Annotated in this window: 16 protein-coding genes; 5 read left to right on the top strand and 11 right to left on the bottom strand. The window is 39.2% G+C overall.

The annotated features are described in order from the left end of the window. Nucleotides 1-96: 96 nt before the first annotated feature. Nucleotides 97-369: a hypothetical protein gene (locus OC457_RS04485; protein ID WP_080173466.1), complete on the top strand. Its 273-nt coding sequence runs from the start codon at nt 97-99 to the stop codon at nt 367-369. Nucleotides 370-438: 69 nt separating this feature from the next. On the opposite strand, the gene OC457_RS04490 is transcribed toward OC457_RS04485, so the two are convergent. After that, the gene (locus OC457_RS04490) at nt 439-2,307 is read right to left on the bottom strand and encodes a DUF3413 domain-containing protein (RefSeq protein WP_080173467.1); all 1,869 of its coding nucleotides are present in this window, start codon (nt 2,305-2,307) and stop codon (nt 439-441) included. A gap of 54 nt (nt 2,308-2,361) precedes the next feature. Continuing rightward, nucleotides 2,362-2,580: a YejL family protein gene (locus OC457_RS04495; RefSeq protein ID WP_036793798.1), complete on the bottom strand. Its 219-nt coding sequence runs from the start codon at nt 2,578-2,580 to the stop codon at nt 2,362-2,364. Nucleotides 2,581-2,656: 76 nt separating this feature from the next. Here OC457_RS04495 and yejK point away from each other — a divergent pair, with 76 nt between their 5' ends. Then, nucleotides 2,657-3,670, top strand: coding sequence for a nucleoid-associated protein YejK (gene yejK, locus OC457_RS04500; protein ID WP_080173468.1), 1,014 nt, complete (start codon nt 2,657-2,659; stop codon nt 3,668-3,670). Between the two features lie 296 nt (nt 3,671-3,966). Next, complete coding sequence (locus OC457_RS04505) at nt 3,967-4,335, top strand: nitrous oxide-stimulated promoter family protein (protein ID WP_080158162.1); 369 nt, start codon at nt 3,967-3,969, stop codon at nt 4,333-4,335. Nucleotides 4,336-4,479: 144 nt separating this feature from the next. On the opposite strand, the gene OC457_RS04510 is transcribed toward OC457_RS04505, so the two are convergent. The 4 genes from OC457_RS04510 to nhaC all read right to left on the bottom strand — a co-directional run bounded on the left by OC457_RS04510 (nt 4,480) and on the right by nhaC (nt 8,766). Then, the gene (locus OC457_RS04510) at nt 4,480-5,604 is read right to left on the bottom strand and encodes a M20 family metallopeptidase (RefSeq protein ID WP_080173469.1); all 1,125 of its coding nucleotides are present in this window, start codon (nt 5,602-5,604) and stop codon (nt 4,480-4,482) included. An 88-nt stretch (nt 5,605-5,692) separates the two neighbouring features. After that, on the bottom strand, nt 5,693-6,154 hold the full coding sequence (locus OC457_RS04515) for a YjiG family protein (protein WP_080173470.1): 462 nt from the start codon (nt 6,152-6,154) through the stop codon (nt 5,693-5,695). Then, nucleotides 6,154-6,885 (bottom strand): nucleoside recognition domain-containing protein, encoded by a 732-nt coding sequence (locus tag OC457_RS04520; RefSeq protein ID WP_080173471.1) that lies wholly within the window; start codon nt 6,883-6,885, stop codon nt 6,154-6,156. Before OC457_RS04520 ends, OC457_RS04515 begins: the two co-directional genes overlap by 1 nt. 429 nt (nt 6,886-7,314) lie before the next feature. Beyond that, on the bottom strand, nt 7,315-8,766 hold the full coding sequence (gene nhaC, locus OC457_RS04525) for a Na+/H+ antiporter NhaC (RefSeq protein WP_080173473.1): 1,452 nt from the start codon (nt 8,764-8,766) through the stop codon (nt 7,315-7,317). Nucleotides 8,767-9,476: 710 nt separating this feature from the next. Between nhaC and asd the strand changes: the two genes are divergently transcribed. After that, nucleotides 9,477-10,592, top strand: coding sequence for an aspartate-semialdehyde dehydrogenase (gene asd / locus OC457_RS04530; protein WP_096777808.1), 1,116 nt, complete (start codon nt 9,477-9,479; stop codon nt 10,590-10,592). A 73-nt stretch (nt 10,593-10,665) separates the two neighbouring features. Here the strand turns inward: asd and sodB are convergent, their stop codons facing one another. Next, entirely contained in the window at nt 10,666-11,256 is a 591-nt protein-coding gene (gene sodB / locus OC457_RS04535) for a superoxide dismutase [Fe] (RefSeq protein WP_080173475.1), read from the bottom strand. A 330-nt stretch (nt 11,257-11,586) separates the two neighbouring features. Here sodB and grxD point away from each other — a divergent pair, with 330 nt between their 5' ends. Next, nucleotides 11,587-11,925, top strand: a complete 339-nt coding sequence (gene grxD / locus OC457_RS04540; protein ID WP_080173476.1) for a Grx4 family monothiol glutaredoxin — start codon at nt 11,587-11,589, stop codon at nt 11,923-11,925. Between the two features lie 114 nt (nt 11,926-12,039). Here grxD and OC457_RS04545 read toward each other — a convergent pair whose 3' ends face one another. From OC457_RS04545 to rnt, 4 genes are all read right to left on the bottom strand, one after another. Continuing rightward, nucleotides 12,040-13,362, bottom strand: coding sequence for a Na+/H+ antiporter family protein (locus OC457_RS04545; protein ID WP_080173477.1), 1,323 nt, complete (start codon nt 13,360-13,362; stop codon nt 12,040-12,042). Nucleotides 13,363-13,627: 265 nt separating this feature from the next. Beyond that, nucleotides 13,628-16,036: a VolA/Pla-1 family phospholipase gene (locus OC457_RS04550; protein WP_080173478.1), complete on the bottom strand. Its 2,409-nt coding sequence runs from the start codon at nt 16,034-16,036 to the stop codon at nt 13,628-13,630. 42 nt (nt 16,037-16,078) lie between these two features. After that, entirely contained in the window at nt 16,079-17,341 is a 1,263-nt protein-coding gene (locus OC457_RS04555) for an outer membrane protein transport protein (RefSeq protein WP_080173479.1), read from the bottom strand. A 237-nt stretch (nt 17,342-17,578) separates the two neighbouring features. Further along, the gene (gene rnt, locus OC457_RS04560; RefSeq protein WP_080173480.1) at nt 17,579-18,244 is read right to left on the bottom strand and encodes a ribonuclease T; all 666 of its coding nucleotides are present in this window, start codon (nt 18,242-18,244) and stop codon (nt 17,579-17,581) included. Between the last annotated feature and the right edge of the window lie 119 nt (nt 18,245-18,363).

An 18,363-nucleotide genomic window follows, 5' to 3' on the forward strand; every position in this document is an offset into this window, starting at 1 on the left:
TATTTTATCTCAAAGAGGAATAAGATATTAATATTAAAAATAACCTATTTTCTTATGAGGGTTATTAGCTAGCATTGTAGGTAAAAGGCGAATAAGATGAAACGTCTATTATTAATAAGCATTATAATTTTTGGGGTATTAAATGGTTGCAGTAATAGTCGCCATCAACAATTAGCTGAATTGGGTTTTGAGCGCGCTTATCTTGATGGGTATCAGGATGGTTGTTATAGCCGTTCAGTTGCGGGTGCTACATATCTAGATGGTTTTCGGCGTGATCCTGAACGAATGGCAACAGTAGTAAAATACCGTAATGGTTGGCAAGATGGTTTTGAACATTGTTATGCGGATAATCGTAGTGATTATTTGTAGTGAAAATGCGTAATTATAACAATACAAAAAAAGCAGCTCGAAAGCTGCTTTTTTCAGTTTCATATAATGTTAATCATTCAAATCGTTAGGAATATAAAATCGTTTTAACTCATGCATTACTTGCATTAGCGTTGATAATTTAGGTTTATCCTGATCCATTAACTGATAATTATCGTTATAAACTCGGTAGTTACCATATTTATCAACTACTGTCGTTGTTCCTTTTTGAATCACCACAATATCATTATTATTACCAGCTAAGATCCAACGACGATCACTATCATTATCAAACAGGCTAATACCTGAACTGTAATTTGATGGATTAGATGCGACATTAAACAGTGATTCCATCAAGGTCGGTACTAAATCAAGGTTACTGGTTGGACGGGTAACAACTTGAGCTGGATGCTGTGGCCAATGAATGATCATTGGTACTTTTATCTGATATTGACTGTAATTGCTGTCAGAACCCCAACTATTATTGCCCGTCTCATTAAATTCAGTGCCATGGTTTGACGTCACAACTACGATAGTATTATCCATCATGCCTTGTGCTTTTAATTGTGCAAACACTTTACCTAAAATGGTATCAATATGAAAAGCCGCGTTACGATAGCTATTTTTCAGTAAAACACTAGAGTTAACTTTTTTATCGTGCAGTAAATTACTGCCTAAAGATGGCGTAAATTTAGTTTGATAATCACTACTTTCTTCGTATTGATCAACAGAGGTTAATTCAAGCAAGCTAAACCATGGATCGTTGATTTTCTGTTTTTCTATCCAATGGTGCCAATCATTAAACGCTAAGCGATCGCTTGGGGTGCGTTTACCATTATCGAGGTTATCAATGGTGGCAAGTTGCGTTTTTGAAAAGATAGCATCACGATAAATAGGTTGTTCAAACCCTTCACCGCTAAATAAGCCAAAGTGATAGCCTCGATCTTGTAGGGTATCAAGTAATAACGGCGATTTTCCTTCCGCTCGAATACTATTAATATAGCCACTTGGCAAGCCATACAGCAAACCAAATACGCCGCTATTATTATTACTGGTACTGTAGTTATCAGTAAAATTAATATTGCTATTAGCAAAAGCGGTAAGGTTAGGCATGGTCGTGGTATTAACCATATCACTACGTAAGCTATCGACCATAATAATCAGCAAGTTTTGTTTCGTGCCTTTATCCAAAAAGTTAATTTTATTAATTGGATAACGCATCATTTCACTGTTATTAATGCCTTGTTGAGCTTGACGTTTAACATATTCTTGGCGATCTAACAGCCCATGTTTTTCCATGAATGTTTTGGCTGTCATTGGGTATGATAATGGAAAATTTGAACGCTGCATTGTAACGGGGCGGTATAAATTAGCATCCGCCCAGATATAAATAATGTGGCTACTTAGAAAGCATAAGCCAAAGACGATGGCGATAGGACCACCAACATTTTTGCGGGTTAGCTTTCTAAGTTTACGCCAGATCCATTCTGAGAATATCATCTCGATCAGGAATATGACTGGAACGACAACAAATAGATATTGCCAGCGTGTATTTAATTCTGTTTTTTCACCACTTAATAACAAATCCCATACTAATGGACTTAAATGTAAGTCAACACTTTGATAGGCATAAGTATCGAGTAACAGTGTTGTTAATCCTACTGTTGAAACTAATACCGCAAACACGCGCATTAAGCGTTGTGAAGGGATTAGAAAACTGGCAGGAAAGAGGATCAGGATATAAATACCAAAGACAAGGAAACCAAAATGTCCGATCCAGCTTAATCCTAGATACAGTTGCCCGATTGTTGTCATCGGCCATTCTGAATAGATAATATAACGCGTACCCAATAGCATGGCAGCGATAATATTAAAAAAGCTAAACCAGTGTCCCCAACTAATTAGTTGGGAAACTTTGTCTTTGTATGTGCTGGCGACCATAAATGTCAATTCTTCTCAGTCTTCAATGCTATGTTTAACTATACAACGTTAAACTTAATCTTTTTTAATTGAGGCCTGCAGTGCTTTTGCAAATTTTTGTGCAAGAACTTCACGTTGTGCAACAGGTACATTAGCATTGATAATATTAGTAGCAATATCACCAACAACCATTAAGGCTAATTCTGGTGATGTATTATGTTTGTCTAGAACATCGAACACGTCATCAATGATTTGTTCAACTTTTTTAGTGCTATATTTTGAAGTAATTGGCATAAGAAATCTTGTTTAATGTTTAGGATAACGACTTATGATAACCTAGAGTTCAGTTTTCCTGAAAACCTTTTCCATTATGAGTCTTACACTTTCGAACGTCATTCTACATCAATTAGTAAAAAACGACCAAGATGAGCTAGAAATTCATCTTAGAAATCAAACGCTTGATAATGATTCTGCAACTGAGGATCTTGTTGCTGAATTGCATCGAATTTATAGCAGTAAAGGCACAAAAGGCTTTGCTCATTTTGCCGCAGATAGTGAGTTTGCCCATTGGTTGAAACAATTTCGTCAAGGCGAGTTAGATTTCCTAACATTTTCTAATCAAGCAGTGCAACGTTTACAGGCTGAATTAGTTAAATATCCGTTTGCTGAAGCGGGTACATTGGTTATGGCTGAGTATCAGTCACTCGCAACTGATTATCTGTTTATTGGTATGCTACCAACGTGCCATAGTATGAAAGTGACTGATCAACTAGGTATTAGTGCAACGGACTATCTTGATATTAATAAGATGGACATTGTTGCGCGTATTGATTTGTCATCATGGGAAACTAATCCTGAATCAACCCGCTATTTAACATTTGTTAAAGGACGTGTTGGTCGCAAGATTGCTGACTTTTTCCTTGATTTTATGCAAGCAGAAGTGGGGCTGGATGTTAAAGTTCAGAACCAAGTATTGATGCAAGCGGTTGAAGATTTTTGTGCGGATTCTCGTTTAGATAAAGAAGAAAAACAGCAGTATCGTAAGCAAGTTTACGACTATTGTAATGGTCAACTTCAAGCGGGTGATGAAGTGACAGTCAAAGAATTGTCGGGTGAATTACCCACTTCTGATGATGGCACTAACTTCTATGATTTTACCTCTAAGCAAGGTTATGAGTTAGAGGACAGTTTTCCTGCCGATCGTACTGCAATGCGTAAATTGACCAAATTTGTTGGTTCTGGCGGCGGTATGACGCTTAACTTTGATAGTATGTTATTAGGTGAACGGATCTTTTATGATGCAGAAACGGATACCTTAACCATCAAAGGCACCCCACCTAATTTAAAAGATCAGCTATTACGTCGTCTAAATAGCGATAATTAATAGTGGCTGTTATGCCGCGTTCTTAATAAGAAATAAAGCCATTGTGAAGTATGCATCTCCTAATATTTGCTTATATCACAGTGGTTTTTTGCTATTTAATGTATCGATATTTTATGGCAATGCTAATTTTTCGTATTTGTACATTGTTCTAAATTCATTCGAACAATGTATTAAAGTATAATAAACCACCAGCTTCATGAGTTTGATTTTTGTTTTTGTCCATTAGATTCTGATTTGAGCTTAAATTTGATCTTTATCATTGGCACTGATAGCGATGAATGGATAATGGCACAACTATGATAGTTATTAACAATCATTCAGTTCGTTCGCAGCGTGAACTGAATACAGTGAAAGCGATGATTCGCCTATATTGTAAAACGTTGCACCGTGGAGCAGTAATGTGCTCTGAATGTGAAAGTCTTATCGAGTATGTTGAGGAGAGAGTAACAGGTTGTCGTCTTGGTGAAGAAAAGCCAAGTTGTATGCATTGTATTGGACATTGTTATCAATCTGCCAAGCGTCTTCAGATGATCCACGTTTTACGTTGGAGTTATCCACATTATTTTTGGCGTCACCCATTTCGGGCTATACACTTTAAGTTAGACAATTTACGTAGTGTCCAAATGTCAGCCGCAAAAGCCGATATTATCGCAAAAACGAGTTAAATCCATATTGATTTTATTAAACCGATATTGATTTAACCTAACAACTGAAAAGATTGTACCTCTTTGTAAGTCATACCAATGTGGATTATTTACAAAGAAAAAAGGCTGCAGAAATGCAGCCTTTTTTAATATTTTTTTTATGGGTTATTGTTGCGCGATTTTCACAAGTACTTGCTGTAATAAGCGAATACGAGGCTCAATAGAAGCTAAATCTAACCATTCGTCAGCACTGTGGAAGCCTGCGCCAATGGGACCTAAACCATCTAAGGTTGGAATACCTAATACGGCGGTTAGGTTAGCATCAGAGCCTCCACCGACTGCCTGCCACGTAATATCAATACCTAATTCTTTACCGACGGCTTCAACTTGTGCCATTAATACTTCAGTTTGTGGGCTTGGAACCATTGATGGTTTGTGTGCTTCTCGTTCAACTGTGATCGTGACGCCATCAACGAATGGTGTTTCTGTTAGTGCGCGAATTTGAGCATTCACATCGGCGTATTCATCGTTATCCCAGAAACGAACATCCACCACAACTTCCGCAAAATCAGGAACAATATTTGCGCCAGCACCGCCACTGACAACGCCCGCATTTAAGGTTGTACCTGACTCAAAATTCGTCATCGCATTAATAGCTAAAATCCAATGAGCCATTTCTGTGATTGCGCTGCGACCATTTTGAGGTTCATTACCCGCATGGGCAGCTTTACCATGGAAACTTAAACGGTAACGTGCCATGCCTTTACGCGCTTTAACTAATGAACCATCAGCACGAGCAGCTTCTGCCACTAAAACATGTTTAGCGTTAACGGCAACACTTTTTAGCCATGTTTCTGAATGCAGTGAACCGATCTCTTCGTCTGGGTTCATACACACACAGATAGATAAAGCATCGAGAGCCGTTGGATCAAGATCGCGCAGTGCATAAACCATGCTTAATAGCCCTGATTTCATGTCAGAAACCCCTGGACCATAAGCACGCTCATTATCGTGTGTCATTGGGCGAGCTGCCGCAGTACCAACAGGGAATACGGTGTCCATATGACCGATGAGCATTACATCGATCTGATCAGCATCTGGTTTATTACGTACTTCAAGACCTGTGCCTGCAATACCACAATCAATACGTTTAACATGCCAACCTAAATCAAGGTATTTTTGTGCCATGATGGTGGCTACAACATCGATACCATCAACGGTTAGAGTGCCGCAATCAAGGTTAATAAGTGGGCGTAATTCTTCAAGGTAATTATTCAGAGAAAAAGACATATTAAAGACTCCGAGCCATTAATGGCTTATCGGTAATATAAATAGAAAAAGCGCACAGGAGACCAAAGGATTCCAATGCGCTAAGTAATTACACTAATACGTTCATTACAAACATTGCTGCAAAAGCGTTTAATACTGAAATAGCGATCATAATTGGAATGTAACGACCTTCAGTACGAATTGGACCCATAATACGACCCATGTACTGAACCTGAGAGCCCATTAGATAAATAGCAGGGGCTAGAATGGCAATGTGTTCACCGTTTAGAATACCTTGGTCAAACAGCGTAATAACAACACCTACAGCGCCACCCATTGACATCCATGCACCAATTAATACTGCTGCTGCTTCACCAGGAAGACCAAAAACAGCCATAATGGGTGAAAATAATGTGCCCATTAATTCTAATGCGCCTGTGATTTGTAGTGCTTTGATGATCACGAAAGCCATTAAGACGTTAGGTACTGTTGAAGTGGTGGCAATTACCCAGCCTTTTTTAGCGCCTTCAACAAAAATATCAGTCACCATTGGTTTTTTTGTAATAGTCATTATGCATTTTCCTGAGCAACAGTTGTTGGTTTAGTGTCTTTGTTTTCTTTGCCTTCAGTGATGTTTAGGTATACGCGGAAAATGTTGGCACCCACAAACTTGAAGATAAACATAATTGCAACCGCAAGACCGATAGAAGAGGTTACTGCTGGTTCACCTGATGCTGTGGTTAAGGTAAATAGCACCGCACCTGATGAGAAGAAGTTTACAATCGCAGCACCGGCAGAGAACTGGAACATGGTAAAAATATCGGTTTCTCGTTTGGTGAGATGACCTTCATCATTTAGCTGGCGTGTCATGGCAGCACCTGCATCGGTACTTTGTAGTGAGGCGATCAACGCTAAACCTGAGTTACCTGGAATACCCATTAATGGGCGCAGTAAAGGGGTTAATAATTTACGTGCCGCATCTAGTGCGCCGTAATGCTCAAGGACATTGATCATACCTAGAGCAAACATCACTGTTGGGATCAACGTTAACGCAAAAATAAAGCCATCACGCGCACCGCTACCACCTTTGCCACGGAATGAGGTTGAAGCTGCTTCTACACCTTCTGCGGTATCATTAACGGAATAAACGACATTACCGAATGAGCCATTTAAGGTTGTAAAATCAAATACGCCGTACCACTGATTAGATTGCAGTGCGCCGGAAAAGAAAATGATAGCAAATGCGAGGGCAATGTAGCTGCCAATAGTAACTTTACGGCCTTCTATTGCGTTGTTGCTCATAGATATATCCTTATAAAACGGAAAGATAAAAAATGGTTTCACCAAATGAACACCGATGATTGTTTTTGTGGCTACGTTTTCATCTTATTCATTTAGTGCTTAATTCGGTAATAGCGGTATTTTCATTAAAAATGAGTTTTAAATATTGACGAGGGTCAAGGTGTTGGATTGAAAAGTAAGTTTGATGAAATGTGGATCTTATATTTGTGAACTGGCTCTATAAAGATGCTGATGGTTGGGTCAATAACGGGGAGGGCTGCGACAGGGAGAAATACCGAATAGATTCGTATTTCAATAAATACCTATTAGGTATCAATTGGTTGTATAGTGACTTATTGCAAGAAAGTGTGATTTTTTATTTTTGTTTTAATAAAAAAACGCACCTTTTTAGAGGTGCGTTAATATGATCGATATAATGCACAATGCAGCTTATGACGTTAAGCGTTTCACTGTCATTAACTCATCTTCGTCATCTTCAGCTAATTGTTCTGCCGTTGCTGGTGGACAACGATCGACAAACCAGCCCATGTACGATGTCACAATGGTCACAATAATACAGACAAAACTAAGCCACATGAAGGGTGCGTAAGAGAAAGTAGCAACACCTAAAATACTCGCCATGTAGATGCCATTGTCACTCCAAGGCACCATACCAGAGGTGAGCGTGCCACCAAATTCAGCATTACGAGATAAATTCTTACGCTGGTAACCTAAACGGTCGTAGTTTTTAGCACAAATTTTTGGCGTTAGAATTAATGATACGTACATTGCTGAACCAAATACGTTACCTAAGAAAGCGGTTGCGATAGTCGAAACTGCAAGGCTACCTGCTGAATTTACTTTACGTTCAAATAGACGGGCAATAGTTTGTAGTACGCCAACTTTATCAAGTAAGCCACCAAAACCTAAACCAAAAATAATTACTGCAACTGAACCTAGCATTGATGACATGCCGCCACGGTTTAGAATCGCATCAATAAATTCAACCCCAGAGCTAATAGAGAACGGTGCCCAAGCAGCATTAATCGCTTTAAGAGGATCCATACCCTGAACCATAACAGCCCATGCAATACCCAGTAATGAACCAAAAGAAATAACAGGGAAAGAAGGTAAACGGAACGCTAATAGCACTAATACAATAATGACAGGAATAAACGATAATGGTGAAATAACAAATTGTTTATCCATCGCTGCGATGACAGAATCGACTTGTGACATATCAACACTGCCAGCGTAGTGGAAACCTACTGCTGTAAATAGAATGCCAGTAATAACATAGCTAATCAGTGCAATTGGCAGCATGCCTTTGATGTGTTCCATGATTTCAACGTTAGACATTGAAGAAGCAAGGATCACAGAATCTGATAGTGGTGACATTTTATCACCAAAATAACAGCCAGAAAGTACGGCACCCGCAGTCATTGGTGCTGGAATACCTAACCCTTGACCAATCCCCATCATTGCAATACCAGCAGTACCTGCAGCGCCCCAAGATGTGCCTGTTGCCAATGCAGTTAATGAACAAATGATCATTGTTGCCAGCAAGAAAATGGAAGGGTGGATAGCTTCAAGACCATAGTAGATAATTGTTGGAACAATACCGCCAGCAATCCAAGTACCGACCAATGAACCAACGGCTAATAATATTAATACTGCACCTAAACCGTTAGCGATACCTTTGGTTGCGGCTTTTTCTAACGATTTATAATCATGTCCGAGTTTAATTCCTAATGCAATAATCACAAACCAACCAATGTATAACGCTAGTTGGATTGGCAAATTCAATTTTGAGGTAAAAGAGAATGCAAGGGCAAGGAAAATACCTAATGCAATAATTACTTGCATTACTGAGGGTAATTTCACGATTGTCTGTTTTTCCATACTTCTAACCTTGTTTTATCGAGCTTGTTGAAATTGGGTCCAACCCAACCAATCAATACTATTTATCATTGGTTTTTAAATCGGATTGAAAAAGACGGCAATTGAAGCGGCGTTACTTTATCAAATTGATTTATCATCGTGATAAATAATGTTTCTTTCTGTGATCTAAGTCTTTTTGATACAGATCTTTCGTAAAACACTGACTTTAGTTGTTCTTTTAGTGTTAATTGATGGTTCTTATGTTGTGTTTTATATTTATTATAAAGTCATAGTGTATCTGTAAAAATTGTACAAAAAGCAATAGATAAAGCATAAAAAGCTATTAACAATAATGGTTATGAACTATCTACCTACTTAATCACAGCCATGGAGATTATCAGGGAAAGGTCTTTTTTTCAAAGATATACCAATGTTAACTTTTTACTAAGTTGATTGCATAAGCTAGAAATAAGCTCTTTTTTTGTACGTAAAAGATTGTTTTTTGGGGTGTTGTGGTTGGTTTTCGTGCGATTTTTTTAGTTTTTCATTGGCAATAATAAAACCTAATGTAACTAATAAGAAACTCAAATGATAAGAAGATCGTAAAATATGGTTATCTTAAATACTGGTGTTTTTTATTTATAATTGAAAATTATGCTTGTTTTTAATCTTGTAAATCTCTATAGATGGATAAAGATATTTCAATACAACAGGGAGTGTAGTTGCAAATGATGACAGTAGGTTTAGTCGGTTGGCGTGGTATGGTGGGCTCTGTATTAATGCAGCGTATGGTCGAGGAAGGTGACTTTGCTGTTATCGATCCGGTCTTTTTTACCACATCACAGGTAGGTTTAGCAGCGCCTAATTTTGGAAAAGATGCTGGCGTATTACAAGACGCGTTTGATCTTGAAGCTTTGAAGCGACTTGATGTGGTGATTACCTGTCAAGGTGGCAGTTATACTGAGAAAGTGTATCCAGCATTACGACAAGCGGGTTGGAAAGGTTATTGGATTGATGCCGCATCAACCTTACGTATGCAACCTGATTCTATTATCACACTTGATCCGGTCAATTTTGAACAAATCCAACAAGGTATTCATAGTGGTATTAATACGTATGTTGGTGGTAATTGCACCGTTAGTTTGATGTTAATGGCGGTGGGTGGTTTATATAAAGCGGGATTAGTTGAATGGATGACTTCGCAAACTTATCAAGCAGCATCCGGTGCTGGTGCAAAGAATATGCGCGAGTTAATCAGCCAAATGGGTGTGATTAATGATTCTGTTACCAGCGAATTAGCTAATCCAGCAACATCCATTTTAGATATTGATCGTAAAGTTGCGCAAACATTACGTGCCTCAGATTTTCCTGCTCAACAATTTGGGGCGCCATTGGCTGGTTCATTGATTCCATGGATTGATGTTAAGCGTGATAATGGTCAAAGCAAGGAAGAGTGGAAAGCATCGGTTGAGACCAATAAGATCTTAGGTCTTCAAGATAGCCCGATTCCTATTGATGGTACTTGTGTACGTATTGGCGCAATGCGTTGTCATAGCCAAGCATTAACATTAAAGCTTAAGAAAAATGTACCGCTTGATGAAGTGGAAGCGATCATTGCATCCCATAATGATTGGGTTAAAGTGATCCCGAATGAGCGTGATATTACAGTACAAGAATTAAGCCCTGCTAAAGTGACAGGAACATTATCAGTGCCTGTTGGTCGCTTGCGTAAATTAGCAATGGGTGACGATTATTTGAATGCGTTTACTGTCGGTGATCAGTTGCTTTGGGGAGCAGCAGAACCATTACGACGTACACTCCGTATTTTATTAGCCGCGAAAGCTTAATTGTTATTACGGATTAAAATAATAAAAAACCCGCTTAAAATAAGCGGGTTTTTAGTCTTTGTATCACTGTAAATTACGCTGCAAGATTTTTAGCGGCGAAATCCCAGTTAACCAATGCCCAGAATGCTGCCATGTAATCAGGGCGAGCATTGCGGTAATCGATGTAGTAAGCGTGTTCCCATACATCAACAGTTAGAAGCGGTGTCATTTTTAGACCTTCTTCTGCAATTGGGCAACCTGCGTTTGAAGTGTTAACGATTTCTAATGCGCCATCTTCAGTTTTAACTAACCATGTCCAGCCTGAACCAAAGTTGTTGATTGCTGAATCTGTGAATTTAGCTTTGAATTCTGCAAAAGAACCGAATGCTTTAACAATTGCATCTGCTAATTCGCCAGTTGGCTCGCCGCCGCCATTTGGACTTAGGCAGTGCCAGTAGAATGTATGGTTCCATACTTGAGCTGCGTTGTTGAAAACACCACCCGTAGAAGTCTGTACGATCTCTTCAAGAGATTTTTCAGCAAGGTCAGTACCTTCTACAAGACCGTTTAGCTTAACAACGTAAGTATTGTGGTGCTTACCGTAGTGGTATTCTAGTGTTTCTTGAGAGATATGTGGCTCAAGAGCGTTGATTGCGTACGGTAGAGCTGGTAATTCAAATGCCATTGCTCAATTCTCCATTTTAATTGTAGTTATTGGGCTTATGCCCACGACATTACTTCTAGTAGACGTTGGCGCCTACTTATTATTTGAATCTGACCGTTTTATTTTAGCAAGTTTTTAGTTTATTAAAAGCATTATGCTTAAAAAAATACCCTATACCTCGTTATCAGTAAGGTCAATAACCACTTAATAGATATCAATATAACTAAGATTGCGTTTTATTGTTGATAACGAGGTGCTAAACATAATTTGAAAGTATTTTTATTGGTGACGATAACCAAGTAGAATGGTAGGGTTTATTACAAATGACTATTAGAATCGGACGAGGAAGCGATGGAAACTATCGATAAAATTAAACAACAAATTTCAGATAACGCTATTTTGTTGTACATGAAAGGCTCTCCAAAATTACCAAGCTGTGGTTTCTCATCACAAGCAGCACAAGCATTAATGAACTGTGGTGAAAAATTTGCATTTGTAGATATTCTTCAAAACCCAGATATTCGTGCTGAATTGCCTGTATACGCACAGTGGCCAACATTCCCACAATTATGGATTGATGGTGAGCTAATTGGTGGTTGTGACATCATTTTGGAAATGTTCCAAAAAGGTGAATTACAGACACTAATTAAAGAGTCTGCTGCTCGTCGTGATGCACAAGCAGCTGAGTAAGCTTGTTTGCTAAGTGTGTTATTTAGCACTTATAAAAAACCGCCACGTTAGACGTTGGCGGTTTTTTTATATTTATATAATTAAATAGTGATGACTAACATGATTTAATCATAATTAAAGTATCATTGACGCTATCCAGCCAAAGGCAATTAGTGGCAAGTTATAGTGGATAAACGTTGGTACTACAGAATCCCATATATGATCATGTTGTCCATCGGCATTCAAACCTGATGTTGGACCTAAAGTTGAATCAGAAGCTGGAGAACCTGCATCACCTAGTGCTGCCGCTGTTCCTACAATAGCAATAGTTGCCATTGGCGAGAAACCAAAAGACAAACATAATGGAACATAGATTGTTGCTAGAATTGGAATTGTCGAAAATGATGAGCCAATACCCATGGTTACTAATAAACCAACAACAAGCATTAATAATGCCGCGAGGGGTTTGTTATTACCGATAACAGCTTCTAGTGAATTAACTAAGGTTTCAACGCCACCTGTCGCTTTCATTACCGCTGCAAAACCTGCTGCTGCAATCATAATAAAACCGATCATCGCCATCATATGGACACCTTTCGTGAACACATCGTGGGTTTCTTTCCACTTGATGACACCCGTAAAGGTGAAGACCATGAAGCCGACCAAGCCACCAATAATCATTGAGCCACTATAAAGTTGTGCGCCTAATGCTGCAAAAATAGCACCAACAGCAACGTAAACATGACGCATATCAATGGTCTTTTTCTCTGGCTCACTCGCAAGAATTTTTGCTACTGAGTATTCTCGTGGCTTACGGTAACTCACAAATGTTGCCATTAATAAGCCAAATAACATACCACAAGCGGGTAAGATCATTGCGATAGGCACTTGGCTCGCAGCAACATCTAGACCATTATCATGTAAATTTTTTAGTAGAATATTATTAAGGAAAATACCACCAAAACCTATTGGAAGTACCATATAAGGGGTAACTAAGCCAAACGTTAATACACAGGCAATTAAGCGGCGATCAAGTTTAAGTTTGGCAAAAACATGTAATAACGGTGGAATTACAATTGGAATAAAAGCGATATGGACAGGGATAACGTTCTGAGAAGAAATGGCAAGCAATACTAAAATGATAAGAACGCTATATTTAACCCCTGTTGCTGCGGCAATATTTTCATGGCCGCTAATGTGTTTAATTACTTTTTGAGCAAGGACGTCAGTAATACCAGAGCGCGAAATAGCGACGGCAAAAGCACCTAACATGGCATAGCTAAGAGCGGTTGTCGCTCCACCACCTAAACCACCCTCAAAGGCAGAAACAGCATCGGTAAGAGACAATCCTCCGATGAGGCCACCAATGATGGCACTAAATGTAAGTGCAACCACGACATTGACACGCATTAAAGCGAGTACCAGCATGATGCATACGGCGATAATTACAGGGTTCATAAAACGTGAGTTCCATCCGTTGTTTGCATTATTACTTTGTTCGTCTGTCAGTGTTAATCACTGCAACACACGATTTAATTGTTATTATGAGACTTTGATCTCATATATCACAGTGTGCTTGATTTTCAGCATTTGTCGAGTACTAATTTTGTGCTGACATTTATATTTAACAACGGGCATATGAAAATATCATATTGTTTTATATAACAAAAAAAAGCGAGTAATTAACCCGCTTTTATAATGTTTAGTTTTATCTTATGAACATTTAAGGTGTTGTCATAATTACACTTTTATTGTTAATCGTTATGTTTTGACCCTTTGTATTTATAAATGATGCTATCTCTTGTTGCATTTCTTGTGTTACAGCAGGGCTTATTGTTGGATTTTGCAATGATGAATGACCACCTTGATTAAATAATACGGCATTGCGAATTAATTGATCTGTAATCGATTTATCTGTCACTGCGAGGTTGAGCCCGAAAATTAATGGGGTTGTCCCTGTGAAAGGAGAATATGGCAGTAAAATATTAGTCCCCTCAACCGTCGCTCCCAGTGGTGTCATATTCGGAATCGTTGCATCATCTTTGACTTGTGCTAAATATAATGCCGTACTTGGATTGACTTGTGGTGCATGATTGGTTGGATCTATAGTATCTAATACGGTTTGAGCAGCATAAGCGAAGCGGTTAAACGTGGAATAAGTTGCAGTTAATGTTGCGAGAGAGGCGGCATCACCTTGAGAAATTAACTGCGCTTGGTAAGCATTAAAACAGTCCGCAGCACCTAAAGATTGTTGGTTACAAAAGGCTTTAAATTCAGCATTACTACTGAGCATTAAGTTACCTTTTACGAAGCCCCCAAAGCTGCCAGAATTTAACAATAGATAAGGGATTTCACCACCAGGATTTGCTAATGCAAAAGTATTAATAGCGAAGTAGGTGGTATCTATTGTTGGTTCTCCTAGAGGGCGATTGATAATATTAGCGACACTAACACCCGTAATGGCACCTAATGAATGACCAATAAAGGTTACCCCTTGTACCGGATCTAAGGTTTTTAAATGCCCTAAGTTATTAATGGTCGTATTATCACCTTCGGCAATGATCGCAAAGATCCTTCCGATGGTTGCTCGCAAGTTAATAATATCACTACTGCTTTGACGTAAATTATCACGGGCAACGGTCAGGGCTGATAAATTTAAATAATACTCAGGGTGACCATCACTGGCGCTACCAGGAACACCATTAATAGTACGACTTCCATGCAGGGGATGATCAATCGCAAAAATAGCCTGACAATTATCATTAATTATATTGTCTGCAAGTGCGAATACAGTTTCTTTGTTGCTGGTAATACCATGTAAATAGATGCTGGTGCTATTTTTCCCTACAGCGTTACATTTAGCGGCACTAGGGAGCACTAATATGTAATCAATATACTGTACTGAGCGTAATTTTGGGAGAGGGCTAAAACGAGTGATCAGACGTTGTGGATCAAGTTGATCACCATTTGCTAAAGTCAGCGTTGCTCCTGTTAATGCAACTAAAAGTTTATTTTGAACACTAGGATCTGTTGCCGCTGCAATATCTGCAGGGGTTATATTAAGTGCTGCTAGTTGTTCTATAATTGTTGCTTTATCAGCAGCACTTCCAGTTGCTAATACAGAGCTGATAATGGCAATACTTGGCATTCCGCTTTGCCAAGGTGTGGTGGCAAAGTTGGCGGCACTATTATTTAAAAAGTAGGGCAATGCTACCGTTCCTGTGTAAATTTCTCCTTTTCCTGCGGGTGTCTGCGCTTTAGTGTCTGTAGGGTTAGAAAAGCTAAACAAGTTACGTAAATCGGATGTTGTAACATTATCGTTAAGGGCGCTACCTTTCCAAACGGTATTTGCACCTTGTTGGAGTGCAAGAGCTGTGGCTGTTTTAACTGCAAAAATAGCATCGCCAACGGAGGCGGTGGTAAACCAACTTGAGAAGATAATACTGTCTTTATTGACACCGACTCTTGCAAATTCGGTTTCGGTGTTATGGGTGATTTTTTGCGCGGGGATTAATGCTGGAGAGGGCGCAGTTGCTTGCGCTTTTAAGACCGCATAGGTGTTACTCATACCCACACTATTACCGTTACTGTCTTGTAGCTCATTAGTGATGGCAAACATATAATTATGAGCGGGCTTTAATGGTTTCAATAACATCACTGTTAGCGTGGTGCCAGATGCAGAGAGAGCAAAGTCGCCATTGGCTTGGGAAAGCTTTATTGGGGGCGTAGTATCAGTATCATTGGTTGGATTGTTTGATTCAATTAAATAAAACCCGTCAGTTAAGGTCGTCGCATCAAGATTCGCACCTACAAATTGTAACTGTAGAGGTTGATTGGTACTCCAGCCGTCGGTTTGTCCCATTGCAACTAATGGATCACTAATATTCGTTGGATCGATGGCTGCGGCTTCGGTATTTAATGTGCCATCACGGTTATTCATTAATAAATAAGTGGGTTGAACGAGAATTGGGTTTTGTGGATCGCTGATTAAATCAAAATTAATTTTAGTTGCAGCGTTTACACTTTCAGTAATATTAGGATCTAATGTTGGTGCACCTTCGAGTTTACTGTCACTACCACAACCAATTAACCCTAAACTTGTTGTTAGTATTGTTAAAATATACTTATTCATATATTCCCTTATTAAAAGCTAAAATGTTGTTATCCATTGGGGCTAAAAGGCGTAGTTAAGTTGTGCTGCACCAATATAAGCAACGCTGCTGGCCGTAAAACGGTCGTTATTCTCAACAAAATCACTTTCTTTGCCATAGACATAACTAAGGCCCACATCAATGCTTAGTTGAGAGTTATAGTGATAAGTTGCCCCCGCTGAATACCAAAAACGGTCAGTATCAGGAATACTGAGTGTTGCCTTGCCGCCTTGTTCGTCATAGGCAAACCCTGCACGTAAAGTAATTGTTGGGTTTAAAGTATATGTGGCACCAATGGCCCACCGGAATGCATCCTGATAATCTTCATCTTTTAATAAACAGACACCAGGCATTTGGCCACCAAAATTACATTGTGAATTAGTAGCGCGTAACTCTTTAAAGCTGCTCCATTGGGTCCAAAAGAGGCTGTAATGAACCGCTATTTGATGGTTGAGCTGATGAAAGCCAGAGAATTCGGCAGTTGCAGGAAGTACAACAGGCAGCTTTCCTTTAATGGTGTTGCCTCGATTATTACTGCCAAGTACAACTCCGGAGTAGTCAGTAAAATCACCTTTAAAATCAAGGTCAACTTTAGAACGATAAGCAATGCCAAAGCGATTATTATCGTCTACCTCATAAAAAGCACCAATATTCCAGCCCCAACTCCAAGTATCACCCTTCATGTTTATTGTTTTATCACTGGGTTTAATTGCAGGATAAAAAGGCAACGCATTCTGACCATAGTGACGGTAAAGCTCAGCGGAGGCATAAACAGCATTGATACCAATGCCAAGGCTTAATTGTTCAGTGGCTTTGTAAGCGATACTAGGGTTTAAATTAATCGCAACTAATGACGTTTTACCTGTCGATGTACCATCATAAAAATCAGCGGGATAATCGGTGGTGACGCCATAACCTGAAAATAGCGCGACGCCCCAAGAGAGACGCTCATTGAGCGGCATAATAAAGTAACTTGCGGGGACAAATGCTGAGGGTGCAACATTTTTTGCTGTTTGCGTTCCATTTGGTGCGTCATGAGCAATAATATCAATATCTGGAGCAACAATACTTCCGACCACTGATATTGTCATTGATCTAAATTTTGTCATGGCGGCAGGATTTCGAGAAATAACGGCAGGATTATCTGCAATGGCTGCTTCTCCTGCAAAAGCGCGCCCTAATCCTGATGCTGATTGTTCTGATACTTGAAATCCGGCCCCAAAGGCGGAGGTGGCGGTAAGGCTGCTACAAAGTGCAAGGGAAATATAACGTATATTTACGGACATTATTCTGCCTCTCAACGGTTATTCTTTCATTTTTTATTCATCCATGAGGAAAAACAAAACGCATTACAGATAAAGTATAAGAGGAATGTTGCGTATATGTTAATTAATAATCGATTGGTTATTCATTTCGATTCTATTTTTAATAAGATGTGGTGCATAACCAATGGCAAGATGCAGATGAGGTATAAAAAAACCCATACAACGATGGGTTTAATAAAGAACAGAAAATGGTGGTAGCTATTCTGCTGCTGATGGCTCTTCTGAGGGAGTGTGTAGCGGCCACCCACCTAATTGTTTCCATTTATTGACTATTTTACAAAATAATTCCGCAGTACGTTCTGTATCGTACAGTGCTGAGTGTGCTTCTTTATTATCAAATGGTATTTCAGCTGTCTGACAGGCTTTAGCCAGTACTGTTTGTCCAAATGCTAAACCACTTAATGCCGCGGTATCAAAGGTTGCAAAAGGGTGGAATGGATTACGTTTTAGTTTAGCGCGCTCTGATGCTGCCATCACAAAACTATGATCAAACGTTGCGTTATGGGCCACCATGATTGCGCGTGTACAATCGGTATGCTTTTGTTCTTTTCTGATTTGCTTATAAATTTCTTTCAGTGCCACTTCTTCTGATACTGCACCCCGTAATGGGCTAAAAGGGTCGCGGATACCATTAAATTCTAAGGCTTCTTTATGCAAGATAGCCCCTTCAAACGGTACAACATGGAAATGGATAGTTGTTGCAGGTTTTAACCAACCATCTTCATCCATTTGTAGAGTGACAGCACAAATTTCTAATAAGGCATCCGTTTTTGAATCAAAACCTGCAGTTTCAACGTCAATGACGACAGGAAAGTAGCCGCGAAAGCGACTTTTTAGGGTATTAAATTGGTTATCTTGGCTCATAGCACTGCTGTCAAAATAATAGAATTCAGTATTATGGCAGATTAATAGCTTAATTTCATTGTCGTTTGCTATCGTTCTAGGATTGAATACATTGAAACTTTGATACTATAAGACAAGGC

Origin of the sequence: Photobacterium toruni (assembly GCF_024529955.1) — a bacterium.
GTDB lineage: Bacteria > Pseudomonadota > Gammaproteobacteria > Enterobacterales > Vibrionaceae > Photobacterium > Photobacterium toruni.